The sequence below is a fragment of the Allotamlana fucoidanivorans genome (assembly GCF_006265225.1).
In the GTDB taxonomy this organism is placed as follows: Bacteria; Bacteroidota; Bacteroidia; order Flavobacteriales; family Flavobacteriaceae; genus Allotamlana; species Allotamlana fucoidanivorans.
This window is the reverse complement of the sequence record NZ_VDCS01000006.1, coordinates 77,798-96,523: the sequence shown is the minus strand read 5'-3', so window position 1 is coordinate 96,523 and position 18,726 is coordinate 77,798. Positions and strand designations below refer to the sequence as shown.

At 34.1% G+C, this 18,726-nt stretch carries 15 protein-coding genes and 1 tRNA gene; 4 read left to right on the top strand and 12 right to left on the bottom strand.

Translation table 11 applies throughout. The features are described from left to right. The first annotated feature begins 12 nt into the window (after positions 1-12). Both FGF67_RS07230 and aldA read left to right on the top strand, forming a co-directional pair. Positions 13-1,302 (top strand): class II aldolase/adducin family protein, encoded by a 1,290-nt coding sequence (locus FGF67_RS07230; RefSeq protein ID WP_139696231.1) that lies wholly within the window; start codon positions 13-15, stop codon positions 1,300-1,302. Positions 1,303-1,332: 30 nt separating this feature from the next. Next, positions 1,333-2,772, top strand: a complete 1,440-nt coding sequence (gene aldA / locus FGF67_RS07225; RefSeq protein ID WP_139696229.1) for an aldehyde dehydrogenase — start codon at positions 1,333-1,335, stop codon at positions 2,770-2,772. Positions 2,773-2,912: 140 nt separating this feature from the next. Here aldA and FGF67_RS07220 read toward each other — a convergent pair whose 3' ends face one another. From FGF67_RS07220 to FGF67_RS07195, 6 genes are all read right to left on the bottom strand, one after another. After that, positions 2,913-3,722 (bottom strand): hypothetical protein, encoded by an 810-nt coding sequence (locus FGF67_RS07220; RefSeq protein WP_139696227.1) that lies wholly within the window; start codon positions 3,720-3,722, stop codon positions 2,913-2,915. Positions 3,723-3,737: 15 nt separating this feature from the next. Next, positions 3,738-5,378: a tetratricopeptide repeat protein gene (locus FGF67_RS07215; protein ID WP_139696225.1), complete on the bottom strand. Its 1,641-nt coding sequence runs from the start codon at positions 5,376-5,378 to the stop codon at positions 3,738-3,740. A 735-nt stretch (positions 5,379-6,113) separates the two neighbouring features. Beyond that, the gene (locus FGF67_RS07210) at positions 6,114-6,692 is read right to left on the bottom strand and encodes a LutC/YkgG family protein (RefSeq protein WP_139696223.1); all 579 of its coding nucleotides are present in this window, start codon (positions 6,690-6,692) and stop codon (positions 6,114-6,116) included. Next, positions 6,685-8,055, bottom strand: coding sequence for a lactate utilization protein B (locus FGF67_RS07205; protein WP_139696221.1), 1,371 nt, complete (start codon positions 8,053-8,055; stop codon positions 6,685-6,687). Before FGF67_RS07205 ends, FGF67_RS07210 begins: the two co-directional genes overlap by 8 nt. Positions 8,056-8,057: 2 nt before the next feature. Continuing rightward, on the bottom strand, positions 8,058-8,810 hold the full coding sequence (locus FGF67_RS07200) for a (Fe-S)-binding protein (protein ID WP_139696218.1): 753 nt from the start codon (positions 8,808-8,810) through the stop codon (positions 8,058-8,060). A gap of 446 nt (positions 8,811-9,256) precedes the next feature. After that, positions 9,257-9,341, bottom strand: a tRNA-Ser gene (locus FGF67_RS07195). A 189-nt stretch (positions 9,342-9,530) separates the two neighbouring features. Between FGF67_RS07195 and FGF67_RS07190 the strand changes: the two genes are divergently transcribed. Continuing rightward, positions 9,531-10,160, top strand: a complete 630-nt coding sequence (locus tag FGF67_RS07190) for an NAD(P)H-dependent oxidoreductase (RefSeq protein ID WP_139696216.1) — start codon at positions 9,531-9,533, stop codon at positions 10,158-10,160. A 112-nt stretch (positions 10,161-10,272) separates the two neighbouring features. Continuing rightward, positions 10,273-11,466 carry a DegT/DnrJ/EryC1/StrS family aminotransferase gene (locus tag FGF67_RS07185; RefSeq protein ID WP_139696214.1) on the top strand — a complete coding sequence of 398 codons (1,194 nt, stop codon included), beginning with the start codon at positions 10,273-10,275 and terminating at the stop codon, positions 11,464-11,466. On the opposite strand, the gene ribB is transcribed toward FGF67_RS07185, so the two are convergent. The 6 genes from ribB to tpx all read right to left on the bottom strand — a co-directional run bounded on the left by ribB (position 11,467) and on the right by tpx (position 18,707). Then, positions 11,467-12,630, bottom strand: coding sequence for a 3,4-dihydroxy-2-butanone-4-phosphate synthase (gene ribB, locus FGF67_RS07180; protein WP_394344299.1), 1,164 nt, complete (start codon positions 12,628-12,630; stop codon positions 11,467-11,469). Between the two features lie 68 nt (positions 12,631-12,698). Further along, a complete protein-coding gene (locus FGF67_RS07175) occupies positions 12,699-14,693 on the bottom strand; it encodes an LptF/LptG family permease (RefSeq protein ID WP_139696212.1) in 1,995 nt (664 codons plus the stop codon). An 8-nt stretch (positions 14,694-14,701) separates the two neighbouring features. Continuing rightward, positions 14,702-15,334 carry a LolA family protein gene (locus FGF67_RS07170; RefSeq protein ID WP_139696210.1) on the bottom strand — a complete coding sequence of 211 codons (633 nt, stop codon included), beginning with the start codon at positions 15,332-15,334 and terminating at the stop codon, positions 14,702-14,704. A gap of 10 nt (positions 15,335-15,344) precedes the next feature. Next, a complete protein-coding gene (locus tag FGF67_RS07165; RefSeq protein WP_139696208.1) occupies positions 15,345-17,732 on the bottom strand; it encodes a DNA translocase FtsK in 2,388 nt (795 codons plus the stop codon). A 109-nt stretch (positions 17,733-17,841) separates the two neighbouring features. Next, on the bottom strand, positions 17,842-18,210 hold the full coding sequence (locus tag FGF67_RS07160; protein WP_139696206.1) for a diacylglycerol kinase family protein: 369 nt from the start codon (positions 18,208-18,210) through the stop codon (positions 17,842-17,844). Continuing rightward, entirely contained in the window at positions 18,210-18,707 is a 498-nt protein-coding gene (gene tpx / locus FGF67_RS07155) for a thiol peroxidase (protein WP_139696204.1), read from the bottom strand. Before tpx ends, FGF67_RS07160 begins: the two co-directional genes overlap by 1 nt. Positions 18,708-18,726 lie beyond the last annotated feature (19 nt).

The following is an 18,726-nucleotide window of genomic DNA, read 5'->3' as shown; positions in this document are numbered from 1 at the left end:
AAACTATTTAAAATGTCAAAAAACATAAAGTTAGTACACCCTCGTGATCAAATTACGGAGGTAATAGATAGAATTTATAAACGTGGTATGACTACCACCTCAGGAGGTAATATCTCAATTATTGATGATAATGGCGATATTTGGGTAACACCTTCAGCCATTGATAAAGGGTCATTACGCGCATCAGACATCATTTGTGTAAAGAAAGATGGAACCATCATTGGGAAACACAAACCATCGTCTGAGTTTCCTTTTCACAAAGCCATTTATGAAGCCAGACCAGATATTAAATCTGTGATTCATGCGCATCCACCGGCATTAGTGTCGTTTAGTATTGTGAGACAAATACCAAATACCAATGTAATTTCACAAGCCAAACATATTTGTGGACCTATAGGATATGCAAAATACAGATTGCCAGGAAGTGAAGATTTAGGAGCTGTTATAGCCGAGGAATTTGATAAGGGGTATAAAGCCATCATCATGGAAAACCACGGTACGGTTTTAGGCGGAAGTGATTTAACCGATGCTTATGAGCGTTTTGAAGCCTTAGAATTTTGTGCAAGAACCATTTTGTACGGAACACAAATAGGAATACCAAATTATTTAACCGATGAACAAATCGATGCTTTTGAATCACAAGCCAAAGGTGTTTTACCAGAAATGGCATCGGTAGAATACACGCCAGATGAGTTAGAGAAGCGTTTAGAGATCTGTAATATCGTTAAGCGCTCGTGCCAACAAGGCTTGATGATTAGTTCTTACGGTACCGTTTCTATGCGCTTAGAAGGTGGTGACTTTTTAATAACCCCTACAGATATTAACCGTTGGGATATTGATTTAGATGATATAGTACAAGTGAAAAACGGACATCGAGAAGCTGGTAAAACACCAAGTAGAGCGGCATGGATGCACCAAGAAATTTACAATAAAAACCCAGATGTAAATTCTATCATCATGACACAATCGCCATATTTAATGGCCTTTGGAGTAACTGGAGAATATTTGAATGTAAGAACAATACCTGAGAGTTGGATCTTCCTTCAGGATATTGATTTAGCTGAATATGGCTCGCATTTTAGAGAGAGTAACAATGCAGAAATAGTTGAAAACTGTTCAACAGCCTTGATTATTAAAAATGATTCGGTAATCATTACAGGAGATAAATTATTACAAACTTTTGATTATTTAGAAGTTGCTGAGTTTAGTGCAAAATCTATAGTACTTGGAAATTCTCTAGGGGAAATGGTGCCTATCAATGATGACCAAGTTGAGGATTTAAGAAAGAAATTTTTATCATAAAAAGAGAATCAAACTTACATATTTAGTAAAATGAAACATTACAAACAGTATATTAATGGACAATTTGTAGACTCAAAAGCTACATCTGTTATTGAAATAGTAAATCCGTGTACGGAAGAAGTGATCAGTACCATTTCAACAGGAACAGTTGAAGATGCCAATAATGCCTTAGAGGCTGCACAAGCGGCACAACCAGCTTGGGAAGCTTTACCAGCAATTCAACGCGCAGCCTTTTTACATAAGATGGCTGATGTGATTAGAGAGAATCGTGTTTTTTTAGCCGAAACCTTATCAAAAGAGCAGGCTAAAGTTATAGGGTTGGCACAAGTTGAAATTGATGTAACTGCAGATTATTTTGATTATAATGCAGGTTGGGCAAGACGTATTGAAGGTGAGATCATTCAAAGTGATCGTGAGAAAGAGCATATTTATTTACACAAAGTACCCATTGGTGTAGCTGTAGGTATTTGTCCTTGGAATTTCCCGTTTTTTGTAATGGCACGTAAAGTGGCTGCTTCATTAATTACAGGTAATACCTGTGTTATTAAGCCAAGTTCTGAAGCACCAAATACTATTATGGAATTTGCTGATTTTATTCAGAAGATTAAATTACCCGCAGGTGTTTTGAATTTTGTATGTGGAGCAGGAAGAACGGTTGGAAACGCCCTTTCTAAAAGCCCTATCACTGGAATTATTAGTTTAACAGGTAGTGTAGGAGCTGGGCAAAAAGTAATTGGTGCTGCAGCAGAGAACATTACAAAAGTATCGTTAGAATTAGGAGGTAAGGCGCCTGCAATTGTTTGTGCTGATGCTAATATGGAATTAGCTTTAAATTCTATTGTATCCTCTAAAGTTATCTTTAGCGGACAGGTTTGTAATTGTGCGGAGCGTGTTTATGTTGAGGATAGTATTTATGACGAGTTTGTTGAAAAGCTAACCAAGAAAATGAGTCAAGTAACTGTTGAAGATGCTTTAACAGGAGTTAATGCCGATATGAGTAGTTTGGTGTCAAAATCACAGTTAGACAAAATTACTGAGATGGTTGAATTTGCTAAGAAAGAAGGAGCTGAAGTGCTTGTGGGAGGAAAACAACCCGATCAATTTGATAGAGGTTATTTTTATCAGCCAACAGTATTAACTAATTGTAAGCAAGATAGCCAAATTATCCAAGAAGAAGTATTTGGACCTGTATTGCCTGTAATGAAATTCAATACACTTGATGAAGCTATTGCCATGTCAAATGATACTGAATTTGGTTTAACCTCATCTATATTCTCAGAAAACTTTAACAACATCATGAAAGCTACAAACGGCCTTCATTTTGGAGAAACTTACGTGAATAGAGAGCATTTTGAAGCCATTCAAGGTTTTCACGCCGGATGGAAAAAATCTGGTGTTGGTGGTGCCGATGGAAAACACGGTATGGAAGAATATTTACACACCAAAGTAGTTTACGCTAAGTACTACTAGAGATAGCTAGTAATTAAAATAGTGTACTTGAAATAATTAAAAAACTCAGTTAAATGTTTAACTGAGTTTTTTAATTATTACGTTTTGAAAGTAGCATAAAAACGTGAGTCAATTTTGGGATTCCAGAAAATTAAAATATTTCATTTTAGAGTATGGATAATTACGGTCATGGCAGCCGCCAAAATTAATTTCATTTTTGGTTCGAGGTCTGACTTGATCCAAATGACTTTCTTGTTATTTCCCGAAATACCACGGCCACGGCATTGCACTGCCCCCAAACATTTATTATGCTCGAAAAACTCATAACCATAAGCATCTGGGGCTATTAGCGAATTATTTCGATTTTTATTGGAACTGATTGGCTTAATAAAAATGAATCGATTTTCATAAGCCAAGAAACCTTCATCAATAGATCCAATATCGCTGTTTTCAGTTTGTGCTAGGTAAAAGCTCCATACCTCACCATTACCATTTTCACTTGTTATTTCCGAAGTAAAAATTTGTGTTTTAGAATAATCATCATCTGGGCCAACGTAAAAATCGAAATTATCCAGACTGAACAATTTGAAGGATTCTACTTCTTTCATAGAAACCTCGCTTAAAGTATTTACAATAACCGAACCTATTTCTATATGGTTTAAAACAAAAGAGAATTTATGTTCCGTTCTATATTCAGATCTTGTATTCCAAAAATTTGATTTTCCTTTGGTCTTCATCCAGTCATTTTGGCTATCAACTACCCTATAATCTCCAAATTTAATCTTTGGAATTTTATTACCCCATTGTGTGTCAAGTTTAACCTTAAGTCTATCACTATTATTTTCAAGTTCTGGATTGATGGGAATAGTTTTGCTCTGACTATAAATTGTATGAATATTCAAAAATCCAATAATTATTAGAATACTGAACGAAGTTATTCTTGATTTTAAAAATGTGTTACCGTAAAGCATTTAAGAATATTTTTATTAATTTTTTACTTCGTTAGTTAAGTAGTCCTGCAATAGTTTATCACACAAAGCACATTCATTATTTTTTATTTTCATAGCTTTTTCAATATTAGAATATGCTATTTTATTTTTACCATCATAAATTTGGTATATAGACGATAGCATAAGTAAATTATAAAAATCTTGATCATTTTTAATTTGTCTACCAGCACTTTGAAGTAGAAACAGGGTCTTTAATTTCTTGCCTTTTAAAAAATTAAGATGTGCCATTAATCTTGAAGCGTCAAAGTGATTGGGATTCATTACCCTTACTTTTTTACAGGATGCTTCTGCTTTATCTAAATCATCATTGACAAAATAATTCATGGCAAGTTTCATATGGCTGTCCGAAGTATTTCTTACATTTTGAGTTCTATCAATGTGTTGTTTAAGAACTTTTCTATAATTTAAAGTGTCTGATTGTAAGGTGTATATGCTGCTCAACGCATTGTAGCTATCATCAAAATTAAATAATTTACTTAGGTTTTCATTAGGAAAAATGGCTATGGCTTTTTTGAAATACGCTTCGGCGGTATTCAAGTCTTGGAGAAAAAAATATGACATACCTAAACAATGGTTTATAGCATATTCATTGAGTTTTTTATCTTTTTCTAGTTGTTTTAAACTGAATATTATTTCATAAATCTTGTTAATTTCATAGGCATTAAAACTGTTAATTTTTAAATTATAATTTTTGATAAAATTAATATGGTGATTTTTGTAGTTTGAAATTTCATTATTCATAGTCGGATTGTTCATAGCTATTTTTACAAAAAGTCCTAGGATATCACTCATAAGCCTAGCGTTTTGAATCTCCTGATTTTCTTTGCATTTTAAGGCATATGTATTTAGGTTTTGAAAATTCAAAATATCATCATAATTAGTGGATATATGATCTATACTTTCAATGTCTAGTTCTGTACTTTTGACAATTTGAGGTGCTTTGTTAACTATTTCGCCCATAATTAACATGAAATAAGGGAAGGTTTTACATGTTGTATTAGCCTTATTTACCTCTAATGTATAAGAATCATATTCCTCTGTCTTACCTTTTTCAATTAACAAAACTGGATATGTTGCTATTGCAATAGAATCTAGGGGATTAATAGCCACTGCTTGTTTGAAATCGTTAATTGCATTTGCATGTCCTAGTTTAGTTTTTACTAGACCATTTAAAGTAAAATATCTAGCGCTATCTATATGGTGTTTTTTTCGAATCTTTTGAAGCGGCTGTTTTAAAGAATGATGAGCTTTAATATAGTATTGACGTGCCAGCTTAGTGTGTTTTATGTTTTCGTAATGTGTGCCAATATCCACCAGTATAGCTGGATTTAAGCTGTCATTTTCCAGTTTTTTTAACAGCCTATTTAAATATGTTGAATCTCGTTTTTTTTCATTCTCAATATCAGAAAAAGAGGCTTTTACCCAAATATTGGAAATATTAAAAGACAAGGATATTTCTTCTGAAAAAATTATTTTGGTTAAATCCATTAAAGGGTGTTCTTTGTCTGGTTTGGCAAAAATTGTTTGTTCTACAATTTGACTATTTACCATCAGAGAACAAGACCATAGTAGGACAAACAAAAATTCTCTGTTATATTTGTCTCTTAATTTTAGCATGGTTTTTAATTACCTAATTAATGACATAGCTTAATACACATTATCAAAGCTATAACATATACGTATTAATTAGTCCTGTAAAATATTTAGGAGAGAATGCTGGACAATTTATTCCTTTAAAGTTAATAAAAAACTAGATTATTATAAACTTTGATGTATCAATAAGTTTTACCTGAAAAAGTATCCGAAATTATCCAATGACCATATTCTTGGATAGTATTTTGAATGCATTAATATAATTTCACAGTGTTTAATTAATACATTTTGGAATAATGAAAAGAATACAAGGTATCAGTTTAAAGGTTATTTTGTTATCCTTGTTAGCGATAAGTATAACAAATTGTGTAGGAGACGGGTTGGATATTGATTTTGATAGTTGTAATTTTTACTCCTATATTTACGTGTCTACTTCATGTGAGTGCTTTGAAAAGAGTCAAGTAGATTGTTCTAAGGACTTTTATATTTTAGATGAAAAAGAGTACAAATGAATTAAACAACTATTTGACCAAACAGGAGCAAAGTGTATTGAAATTACAGGAATGGATTTTTCTGGTAAAAGTTTTAAAGGAGTAGCCGAAACACCTTTTGTAGATTATTGCCACAAATGGTTCTAAACGTTTTAAGAAATATTGGTTTTACAAATCTTCTAAAAACGAAAAAGCATCCCAATTTCAATTAATAAAAAAGGAAGGCTTTCCATTGATATATCAAGTGATTTTGTGAATTAAGAAAGCGTTATATCAATAAAACCGTCAAACTCATTGCGCCGTGCGCTCCAACAACCAAGCATTGTTCAATATCGGCTGTTTTTGAAGGTCCTGAAATAAAGACACCAAAAGTTCTGTCTCTTTTTGCTATTAGTTTGTATGCATCCAGCATATGAAGGCATATTTTTGTCTTATCTAAAAGAATAACAAGATCATTTGTTATGAAAGGAAGAGCTCTAAGAATAGAGGCCTCTCCCGTTACCCAAATAGCGCCATTCTCAGAAACCCCCAAGTCACCTTCTACAATAGCCAAATCAATGTCCTGTAATGTATGCGGATCAGTATTTGGTGATATCTGGACAGTTCCTAAAGTACTTTTATTAGTTATACTGACAATTTTGGTTTTATTAGGGTAAAGCGACTGAATTTCAGAATCAATAGAATTGGGTTCAATCTCTTTTATTTGTCCACCAACAAGCGTTACATTGCTTTTAAATGTTTCTTTTAAATCAATTTCTTCTTTAAAAGCGTTTTCATCAATAACCGGAAGCGGCAATGATTCTGGCTTATTCATTTTTACTAAACCTAAAATAGTTGCTCTACTCATTGTTTTTATTTCTTTTTTTATACCATTCTTCAAAACTATCGCCTTTCACTTCTGGTAAATCTCTTGCATTTCCCCAAGCGTTTAACTTATTATATACCATAAATCTTGGCGCGTGTTTTAATGCAAAACGAGCCGATTTTCCTGCCACTTCAAATAATTTAGGGTTTGCCAAGACCTTACCAGCCGTTTTCATTATCGTCTTTTTTATAACAGGCTGTGGTTCTTCTTTTACAATAACCTGGCGCCATTTGTATAATTGTTCGTGTATGTTGATTTTAACTGGACAAACATTTGAACATGAACCACAAAGGGTAGAGGCGAAGGGAAGCGAACTGTGTTTTTTCAAATCTTTTCCAGGAGAAAGAATTGATCCTATTGGACCAGGAATGGTGTAGTCATAACTATGTCCACCACTTCTTCTGTAAATAGGGCAAGTGTTCATACATGCTCCACAACGAATGCAGTGAAGAGAAGCTCTAAAATCTTCTCGGCTTAATTGTTCTGTTCTTCCATTATCAACAATTACAATATGCATTTCCTTGTCTTCCTCTGGCTTATTGAAATGTGAGGAATATGTGGTTATTGGTTGACCCGTTGCACTGCGGGCTAATAGTCTTAAAAACACACCTAGATGTTCCTCCCTTGGAATTATTTTTTCAATACCCATACAGGCAATATGCACTTTTGCTAGATGTACACCCATATCAGCATTACCTTCATTTGTGCACACTACAAAACCTCCTGTGTTTGCCACTGCAAAATTTACACCCGTAATGGCAACATCGGCGTTTAAAAATTTATTTCTTAGGTGTTTTCTGGCTTCACCAACCAAATACTCTGGGTTGCCTTGACTGGGTATTGTACCTAAATGTTCTTGGAATAATACATCAACATCTTCTTTAGTTTTATGAATTGCCGGAAGTACAATATGACTAGGTGGTTCTTCAGCTAATTGTACAATGCGCTCGCCTAGATCGGTATCAATGACTTCAATACCGTGTTTTTCTAAGTGAGGATTTAAGTGGCATTCTTCAGTAAGCATTGATTTACTTTTTACCACTTTTTTAGCCTTATGCTTGTTCATAATACTCAGAACAATCTCATTGTGTTCTTTGGCATCAGCAGCCCAATGCACATGAACACCATTTTTTTTGGCATTTTCTTCAAATTGCACCAAATAGGTGTCTAAGTTTGAAAGTACGTTGGCTTTTAGTGCTGAACCTAATTCTCTCAAATACTCCCAACCATGAACATTGTGAGCAGATTTATCCCGTTTTTCTCTAACGTACCAGAGGGCTTTGTCATGCCAGTTTACCTTAGCTTCGTCTTTATTAAATTCTGTTGCTCGCTTTGCGTGATTCATAATTATAAAGTACTATTTAGAATTTCGGCAATATGCATTACCCTTAGTGGTTGTTTGTTTCTGTTAATTAAACCTTCCATATGCATTAAGCACGAATGATCAGCACCGGTAAGTACTTCAACATCACTTGCAATATGATCGTTAACACGGTCTTTACCCATTTTAACTGAAATTGTCTCTTCAAAAACAGAGAAGGTTCCTCCAAATCCACAACATTCATCTTGTCTGTTTAAAGACATGAGTTGTAAGCCTTTTACATTATTTAGTAAATCTTCTTCTGTTGAATAATGTTCACCTTTTACCTCTGAACATGATCCAAGTTTTAGGCCGCGTAAACCATGACAGCTTTTATGCAGTCCAACCTTGTGAGGGAAAGAAGCTCCAAGATCTTTCTTTCCTAAAACTTTAACAATGAATTCGCAAAGTTCATAAGCATTATCTCTAACGCGTTTAACGTCCTCTGTTTGTTCAAGGATATCAAAATGATGCTTTACATGATAAATGCAGCTTCCTGATGGACCTACTATATAATCGTATGCCTTAAAGTTTTCAACAAACAGTTGGCAGATGCCTTTTGAGTCTTCTTCATAACCCGAGTTGCCAAGAGGTTGACCACAACAGGTTTGTCCTTGAGGATAATGCACATCAACACCAAGTTTTTCCAGTAATTCTAAGGTAGCAATACCTACTTGAGGATAGAGTTGATTTACATAGCAGGGAATGAATAAACCTACTTTTAAGTTTTTCTTTTTCATGTGTTTTTTAATAGACCTAATCAATTATAAAATTAAGACATTTTGGTAGAGCAGCTGTCCTGTTCTGACCTGCCGTGTCTAATGAAGTAAAAAAGAATTGGTTATAAGGTGGTTACATTGAAAATAGAGGTCTTTATTGCACTAGAAACAGGTGTTTTAATCTCAAAGTTTCCTGTCAAAATTTGATAAAAAGGGCTCAATCCCAAAAGTTGTGTGTGGATTTCAACAAGAAAGATATTTTTGTAGAAAAAAGCTAAGACCTTACATTTATCAATAGACCTACTCAAGTTATTATTGCCCGAACTGCTAATTACACATTTTGATATTGTTAGTCAATTTAAGCTAGAAGAAAAAACAAGAAGTTTTAACCGTACAAAAATCGTACATTTTTTAAATCAAAAAACCCGTAAAACACTGTTTTTTAGTGTTATTACGGGTTTTGTCTGCGGAGAAAGAGGGATTCGAACCCCCGGAGGTGTGACCCTCAACAGTTTTCAAGACTGCCGCATTCGACCACTCTGCCATTTCTCCTTGAGTGTCTCATCAGGTATTTCCCTGATTGCGGGTGCAAATATAGAACCCTTTTTCAATTCTTTCAAATAAAATTAAACTTTTTTCTGATATTTTTTTTCAACCTAATTAATTAGAGCATTTTTATTTGAGATTACAGCAAGAATCAAAAATTCAAACCTTATTTTTGCAGAAATAGAAAATACTATAATGAACACTATTGAGCAATTAAAATGGCGTTATGCAACAAAAAAATTTAACGCTAATAAAAAGCTTTCCACATCAAAATTAGAGGTTTTAAAGCAAGCATTTAATTTAACAGCTACTTCGTTTGGGTTACAAACGCTTAAGCTGGTTGTTGTTCAAAATAAAGTGTTGCGCTCCCAGCTAGTTGAACATGCCTATAACCAAAAACAAGTGTTAGACGCCTCACATCTATTTGTTATCTGTATACAAAAGGATATAAAAGAAGAAGATGTTGTTAGTTATTATAATAACATAAAACAAATAAGAAAGACCTCAGAAGATATTCTTAAACCCTACCGAGATGATCTTATTAAAATGATGAAAAGTAAGTCTTTAAAAGAGCGTCAGCAGTGGTCTGTAAAGCAAGCCTACATTGCCTTAGGTAATTTAATGACCGTTTGTGCCATAGAAGGTGTTGATGCTTGCCCCATGGAAGGGTTTGTGCCCAAAGCCTATGATGAAATTTTAAAACTTGATAGCCTAGGGTTAAAATCGGTGCTTTTGTTGCCAGTAGGCTACCGTGCCGATGACGACACGTTCTCATCATTTAAAAAAGTGAGAAAACCTATTCGAGAAGCCGTCATAGAATTATAAATAAACATAAGGGCGTTACCACAAGGGTCGGGCTTTCGCTACTCGCTCTTTTCAAGGAGCTCAGACACACCGCTCAATCCCTAACGCGCTCACAACTGCAAAAAAAATAAATATGCCAGGATTTGAATTATTTGGAGAGTTAGAAAGACAAGAAGTAAACGATGTTTTAGATAATGGCGTACTTATGCGCTATGGTTTTGATGGTATGCGCAACGGACATTGGAAGGCCAAAGCACTAGAAGCCGAACTACAAAACACCTTGCAATCAAAATATGTACAATTGGTATCAAGTGGTACGGCAGCTGTCTCGGTAGCTTTAGCTTCGGCTGGAGTAGGAGCAGGAGACGAGGTGATTATGCCCACGTTTACCTTTGTAGCAAGCTTTGAAGCTATCATGTTGCTGGGCGCCATTCCTGTTTTGGTGGATATTGATGATACGCTTGGTTTAGATCCTAAAGCTGTAGAAGAAGCAATTACACCTAAAACCAAAGCCGTTATGGTGGTACAAATGTGTGGTAGTATGGCAAATATGTCTGCTTTACAAGATATATGCCATACGCATAATTTGCTGTTGGTTGAAGATGCTTGTCAAGCCATTGGCGGAACATATCAAGGAAAACCTTTAGGCAGTATTGGTGATTTAGGTTGTTTTTCATTTGACTTTGTAAAAACCATTACAAGTGGGGAAGGAGGCGCCGTGGTAACAAATAATAAATCTTACTATTTGAATGCCGATCATTACAGTGATCATGGACACGACCATGTAGGGAATGATAGAGGCGCAGAATCGCATCCTTTTTTGGGTTATAATTTTAGAATTTCAGAATTACATGCTGCAGTTGGTCTGGCTCAAATAAAACGGCTACCTGAGTTTATCAATATTCAGAAGCGTCATTATACCATATTAAGAGAAGCCTTGTCCGTAATTCCTGAAGTTACTTTTAGAACGGTGCCGCAAGGTGGGGAAGAGAGTTATGCTTTTTTAAACTTCTTTTTGCCCAATTTAGAAATTGCTACTAAAGTTTCAGAGAGGTTTAAAGCGAATGGGGTAGATGGTTGTTTTCATTATTATAATAACAACTGGCATTATATCCGAAAATGGGAGCATTTAAAAGACCTAAAATCGTTATTCCCAATTTCTACTGAAGTTAAAGAGGGACTAAAATACTTAGCAGATAAAGCCTTCAATAAGTCAGATTATTATATAGCAAGAAACATTTCATGCCTTATAAAACTATCGTGGTCAGAAGATGAAGTAAAGGCTAGAGCTAAAAAAATGGTTGAGACTATAAAAAGTTGTTTGTAACTAGTAATTAACGTATTCAACAATTTCTAATCCATACCCGATCAAACCAACACGTTTGGTTTGTTTGGTGTTTGAAATGAGTTTTAACTTATGAATATTTAAATCATGGAGAATTTGTGCGCCAATACCAAAATCTCTATTATCCATATTAACTTTTGGTGCTTTAGCAATAATATTTGAATCTTGATGCTCTTTTAAATAGGCTAATCTATTTAAAATATTCATAGACTGTGATTCTTGATTTATAAAGATAATAGCGCCTTTTCCAGCATCATTAATCACCTTGAACATGTCATCAAGCTGCTTGTCCGCATTATTAGTTAATGTGCCTAAAATATCATTATTAAACAAGGTAGAATTAATTCTAGTAAGCACCTCCTCATTATCTTTCCACTGTCCTTTTGTTAATGCTATATGTACTTGATTGTTAGTAGTTTGTTTGTAGGCTCTTAATCTAAAACTTCCAAATCGTGTTTCTATTTGAAAATCTTCTTTTTTCTCAATTAAGGAATCGTGTTGCATTCTGTAGGCCACTAAATCTTCAATAGAAACAATCTTTAAATCTAGTTTTTCAGCCACTTCAAATAATTGAGGAAGACGTGCCATACTGCCATCTTCATTCATGATTTCAACAATAACTCCAGCGGGATTCAAACCAGCCAACCGGGCAAAATCAATGGCTGCTTCGGTATGCCCCGTTCTTCGTAACACACCACCTTCTTTGGCAACCAAAGGAAAGATATGCCCAGGACGTGCTAATTCAAAAGGCCTAGTACCATGGTCAATCAATGCTTTTATGGTTTTAGCTCTATCGCTTGCAGATATCCCTGTTGTTACACCTTTTCCACGTAAATCTACAGAAACAGTAAAGGCAGTCTCCATGGGGTCTGTATTGTTGCTAACCATCATGTTTAACTCAAGTTCTTTACATCTATTCTCAGTTAATGGCGCACAGATTAATCCACGACCATGGGTTGCCATGAAATTTATCATTTGTGGTGTAACTTTGTCTGCAGCGGCTAAAAAATCACCTTCATTTTCCCTGTTTTCATCATCAACTACTATAATTACTTTACCATTTCTTATATCGTCAATGGCTTCATGAATAGTGTTTAGTTGGTATGCTTTCGATTGCTTTTCTGCTGTCATTGTTTGTGGTGTCATAGTGCAAAGATATTGCTAATTTTAATGAATGCACAATTTTGTTATAATAGAACGAAGATATACAAATGCTAACCTTTGTTGTGTTCTCTGATGTTCAAATCTTGATTGAATTTCTTTTTAGTATAGACGTATACAATAAAATATAATGGCAGGCCAACTAATAAAAAAATAAGGCCACTATATTTGGATTCATTATCTATATGCTTGTTATAGCTTGCAAAACTTAAAAAAGATTTGGAAATAGCAAATAAGAAAATAATTCCGATGAGAATTCCTAAAATAAATAGAATATTGCCAGTTACAGGAAACTTATTGTTCTTTAAAATACTTCCAACTAAAATAAGAAGCGTCATAAAAATATATAAAACCAATGCCAAGTTAGAATCTTCTTCAAACGTATTCTTTAAGCGTAAAGAATCTTCATATTTTTGATTTTTAAAATGTCCGGCAAATTTTAGTTGTTGTTTGGTAATTCCTCTGGAATCTAAGACTGCTAAGGCCGTATTTCTATATTTTAAAGAATACTCATATTGGTTATAATTTCTAACAATATCAATTAAAGTATTGTTTTCATTTTTATTTAAACGCCTATATTCTTCACTTGATTTAGGGAAGGATGAATAATCTTCAAGCAGCGCTTTCTTTTTTATGCGAAATAGTTTTTTTAGAGGTTCTAACAAACCATCTGTTTCAAACAAACCACGATCCTCTGTGGCTCTTTTGGTTAAAAATATACCAAGCGGTAACATAACCAAGGTAGAAAACCAACTTGCTAGAATAGGGTTAATACCATCGCCCTTAGCGCTATTGGTTGCAAAAATACCTATAAAGTGATAGGTTAGAAATAGCACGATAGCAATAACCATAGGTAAACCAATACCACCTTTCCTAATTAAGGCGCCTAATGGTGCCCCAACAAAGAATAAGATAACACAAGCAAAACCTAAGGCAAATTTTTCATGTAAAGAAATAATATGCCTATTTAACCAGGCTTTAGAAAGTTTTGTTGTTTCTTCTTTTGAAGTTAATATTTGCTTAGAACTTGTAAATGCCTTTATAGCAGCATCAACCACCTGTAATTTTTGCTTTGTATTAAAAACATCAAGAATAGGACCTAGGTAAACCGAATCCTTTGCTTGTTTTTTAGGACGATATATAGAAACACCTGATCTTTGAAATAAGTTTTTTGAAAAAGATTCGTGATCGTCTTTACTTTTTACCACAAGAGAATCAATTGTTTTATTCAAATCAACCACATCTAGCATATTGTATTTGTCCGTTTGTGATTGCTCATCAAAATCAACACTATTTAATTCAGATAAATCAATATTTATAATTTTCTTTTCAAAGTAACTCTTAACAAAGGGTTTTTTATTTTTTTCAGCAGGTTTTTTGGCGGCCATATCGCTGTAATAATAACCGTCTAATAAAATCAATTTTAAAACATTTGAATCCTCTTCACTAGCAAGTTCTCCTGTTTTTGACTTTATTACTGAAGAATTGGTTCTACCATTTGATCCTTTCACATGAATGGTAACATCTTCTAAAAATTGACCGCGGTCTCCACTTTTCTTTTCTACCTTTATATTGTAAGGTGTCGATTCAATTTCATTAAACTGGCCTTCAGCAATCCCCATAGAAGGCTTTATTTTGGCAATATTTCGTCTTAAATTATAAGAATTTAATTCTGCCCAAGGGATAACATTGTTTGAAAAGAAAAAGGTTACAATGCCGAGAATAACAATAAAAATACTTAAGCCAGACATGGCGCGCTGTAACGAAATTCCTGTAGATTTCATGGCTGCAAACTCATAGTTTTCAGCAAAACTTCCAAACACCATGATGGAAGCCAGTAAAATGGTTAATGGTAAAACTAAAGGAATTAATTTAGGCATGAAATACGCTAAAAACTTAAAAATCACAATTAAATCAAGATCTTTTCCAGCTAGTTCTTTTATGTAAAGCCAAACCGTTTGTAAAACAAAAATCAGCATAAGTATGATAAACACGCTGAGAAAAGTTTTTAGGTACGTTGTTAATATATAGCGATCTAGTATCTTCACTAGTTTACTTAATCTAAGTTGTTGATGTAATAATCTTTGTATTTGCTAGCGTCAAAGGTAAACAAGCCTTTTGGTAAAGGCTGATTTGTTTCAAAAGAATTAACAGTTAAAGTGGTTTTTGTGCCGTTAATACCTACTTGAATTAAGTTATAAATATGTTTTGTTTGCGCATCTATGCCTAAAAAAAGCTCTTTAATTTCAGAGTTAGAATCAATTGGAGTAAGCTTCACATATTGAATCTTCCTACCTTTAATATCTTGCGTGATATCAAGTTTATACGTATAGCCGTCTTCATAAAACGAAAGCATTTTACTAGGTGCAATTGTTTCATTTTCATCATCGTCTGAACTCACAGTAACTTCCTCATCTTCCGTACTTATACTATAAAGTTTGGCTCCATCAAAAAGCTGAGTAATACCAAGGATGTTTAAACGGTATTTGTTACCTGCCATAACAACGTCTCCTTTAGTTTCTTGTTTTATGTTTTCAGCGGTGTTTTCTAGAACATATTTAAACTCAAGAGAAATATTGCCGTAACCTTTTACCTTGTTTGAAACCTCATTTAAAAGAGTCTTAGCATCATTTTGTGCAAACACTTGAAGCGAAAAAGTGAGTATTAATAGGGTGAAAAATTTATTCATTTTTATAAAATTATATTTCATTTTCTAAATGCTGATCAAGAGCGATTAAATCGGGGATTAGTACTTGTCTGGCTTTACTGCCTTCAAATGGACCTACTATACCTGCAGCTTCTAGCTGATCTATCAATCTGCCCGCTCTGTTATAGCCTAATTTTAATTTTCGTTGTAATAAAGAAGCTGAGCCTTGTTGTGCTGTTACAATAACTATGGCAGCATCTTTGAATAGCTTATCTCTATCTGAGATATCAATATCAAGACTTGTGCCACTTTCTTCACCTACATATTCAGGAAGCATATAAGCATCAGGGTACGCTTTTTGCGAGCCAATATAATCTGTTATTTTTTCAACCTCTGGGGTATCAACAAATGCGCATTGAATTCGAATAAGATCATTGCCCTGTGTGTAGAGCATATCACCACGACCAATAAGCTGATCGGCACCAGCCCCGTCAAGAATAGTTCTAGAATCAATTTTAGAGGTTACTCTAAAAGCTATTCTAGCAGGGAAATTTGCTTTTATTATACCTGTAATTACATTAACCGAAGGCCGTTGGGTGGCAATAATTAAGTGAATACCAATGGCTCTGGCAAGTTGTGCTAAACGGGCTATTGGTGTTTCTACTTCTTTGCCTGCGGTCATGATTAAATCAGCAAACTCATCAACAACCAAAACAATATAAGGTAAAAATTGATGGCCTTCATTAGGGTTCAATTTTCTGGCCTTAAATTTAGCGTTGTACTCTGCAATGTTTCTACACATGGCATTTTTTAGTAACTCGTAGCGGTTATCCATTTCAATACATAAAGAGTTCAATGTATTGATAACTTTGGTATTATCAGTTATAATGGCGTCTTCGCTATCAGGTAACTTGGCCAAATAATGGCGTTCAATTTTATTGAAGAGTGTTAGCTCTACCTTTTTAGGATCAACTAAAACAAACTTAACTTCTGCTGGGTGTTTTTTATAGAGTAGTGAGGTTAAAACAGCATTTAAACCAACCGATTTACCTTGACCTGTTGCTCCCGCCATAAGTAAGTGTGGCATTTTTGCCAAGTCTACCACAAATGTTTCATTGCTAATGGTTTTTCCCAAGGCAATAGGAAGTTGCATTTCCGAGCTCTGAAATTTCTTTGATGCAATCACAGACCTCATAGATACAATGGTAGCATTTTTATTAGGCACTTCAATACCAATAGTCCCTTTACCAGGAATAGGGGCAATAATACGGATGCCTAACGCAGAAAGTGATAAAGCTATATCGTCTTCTAGGTTTTTAATTTTTGAAATTCTAATACCAGCATCAGGTACAATTTCATATAAGGTTACTGTAGGTCCTATTGTAGCTTTTATACTGGCAATACCAATTTTATAGTTACTAAGAGTTTCAACAATTTTGTTTTTGTTTTCTTCAAGTTCGTCCTGATTTATTTTAATACCTTCGGCATCATATTTTTTTAATAAATCGAGAGTGGGGAATTGGTATTTGGCAAGCTCTAAAGTAGGATCAAATTGCCCGAAGTCTTCAACTAATTTATTGGCGAGATTATCGGTTTCTGAAACTTCTTCTTTTACTTGCTCAACTTTTATTTCTATTTCAGATTCTTCTTCAGCTTCTGGTTTAGTAATATTGACCTCAAGTGGTTGATTAGGTTTACTTTTTGGCTCTTCTTTTAACGGTTCTGACGAGTCATCTTCCAAAGATATGTCAAAAGCAGATTTAATGGCTTCCGCTTCATCAGATAAATTATTGTCCAACGGCACAAAAACATCTTCAGAGGTGTCAGATAATTCACTTTTAATGTTACGCTTAGCTTTTTTGAAAATATTAATAAAGGTTTCAAATGTAATTTTAAAACGTAAAGCTAAGTAGGTTATTAATCCGAAGAGGAGCAGAAGTGATGTTCCTGTTTTTCCAATATAATCTTGTAGAAATGTGTTTATTTCAAATCCTATAACACCTCCTAAAATATCATTCTGTTCATTAAAAAAACCAAGTAGAATAGATAACCAAATAACGATTAGAATGCCCCAAAACCAATGTTTTCTTAGTTTTGATGCCTTTAAGTCCATAAGAACATAAACGCCAGATAAAAAAACTAACCCCGAGAAAATAAAAGCGGCAATACCAAAACCTTGTTGAATAAAAAAATGACTAATCCAAGCACCAGATTTACTTAGCCAGTTTTTTGTTTTTATCTCACGCGAAGCAAATTCTGAAAGTGCACTTTGATCGGCATCACCTGTAAATAAAAAAGAAAAAAATGCAATAAAAAGAAGTAAGCCACTAATGACTAAAAAACTACCAAATACCAATTTTTGTTGGCTAGATAATTTTAGGCTAGGCATTTTTAATCTTTTAGTAGGTGCCTTTCTAGTTTTAGGTTTTCGTTTAGCCATTAAGGGTTTGTTGATTCTATGTGTCTTACAATTATAAGGTTAAAAATAATGGTTTTCACAGTGCGACAAAAATACAAATTACTAACGTTTATCCTAAAAAGAATAGTATTTAAAAAATCTTTGGAATGTAAATAATTAAACCAGCAATGCATGCAAAAACAGAGGCAATAAATACGGCGCCGGCCGCAATATCTTTTATTAAACCAATTTTTTTGTGATGTTCTGGGTGAATGAAATTTGCCATTTCTTCAATGGCTGTATTTATGCCTTCCATGCTTATGACTAACCCAATGGCAAGACATTGTATTAACCACTCAAAAGCGGAGATTTTAAAATAAAACCCTGCAACGGTAACACAGAATCCAATGACAAATTGAACTTGAATACTAGCCTCCGTTTTAAGTAGTAATAAAGCCCCTCTAAAAGCGTAGCCAACACTTTTTAATCGGTTAATGAAAAAAGATTCCTGTTTGATCATTACAGCGCATTCAATGCGGCCTCATAATTTGGTTCCTGACCAATTTCGGGAACTTGTTCTGTGTAAATGACCTTGTTATTTTCGTTGGTTATAATAATGCATCTTGACAGCAACGCATCAAAAATACCATTTTGCATAATCAGGCCATAATCTTTTCCAAATTGCCCAGTTTTATAATCAGAAAGCATAACCACATTTTCTAATCCCTCAGCAGCACAAAATTGTTCTTGAGAAAAAGGTAGGTCTCTTGAAATGCATAACACTTTAGTATTTTCTAATTCTGAGGCTGCTTTATTAAACGCTCTTACAGACGCCGAACAAACACCAGTGTTTACACTAGGAAAGATGTTTAAAATCAATTTATAGTTTTTAAAATCACTTAATGTTTTACTTGATAAATCTGTTGCAACTAGTTCAAAGTCTTTTATTTGTGAACCAATACTTGGTAAATCACCTGAAGTTGTTACCGGGTTTCCGCCCAAAGTAATATGTGCCATAGTGTTTTTGTTTTGGATT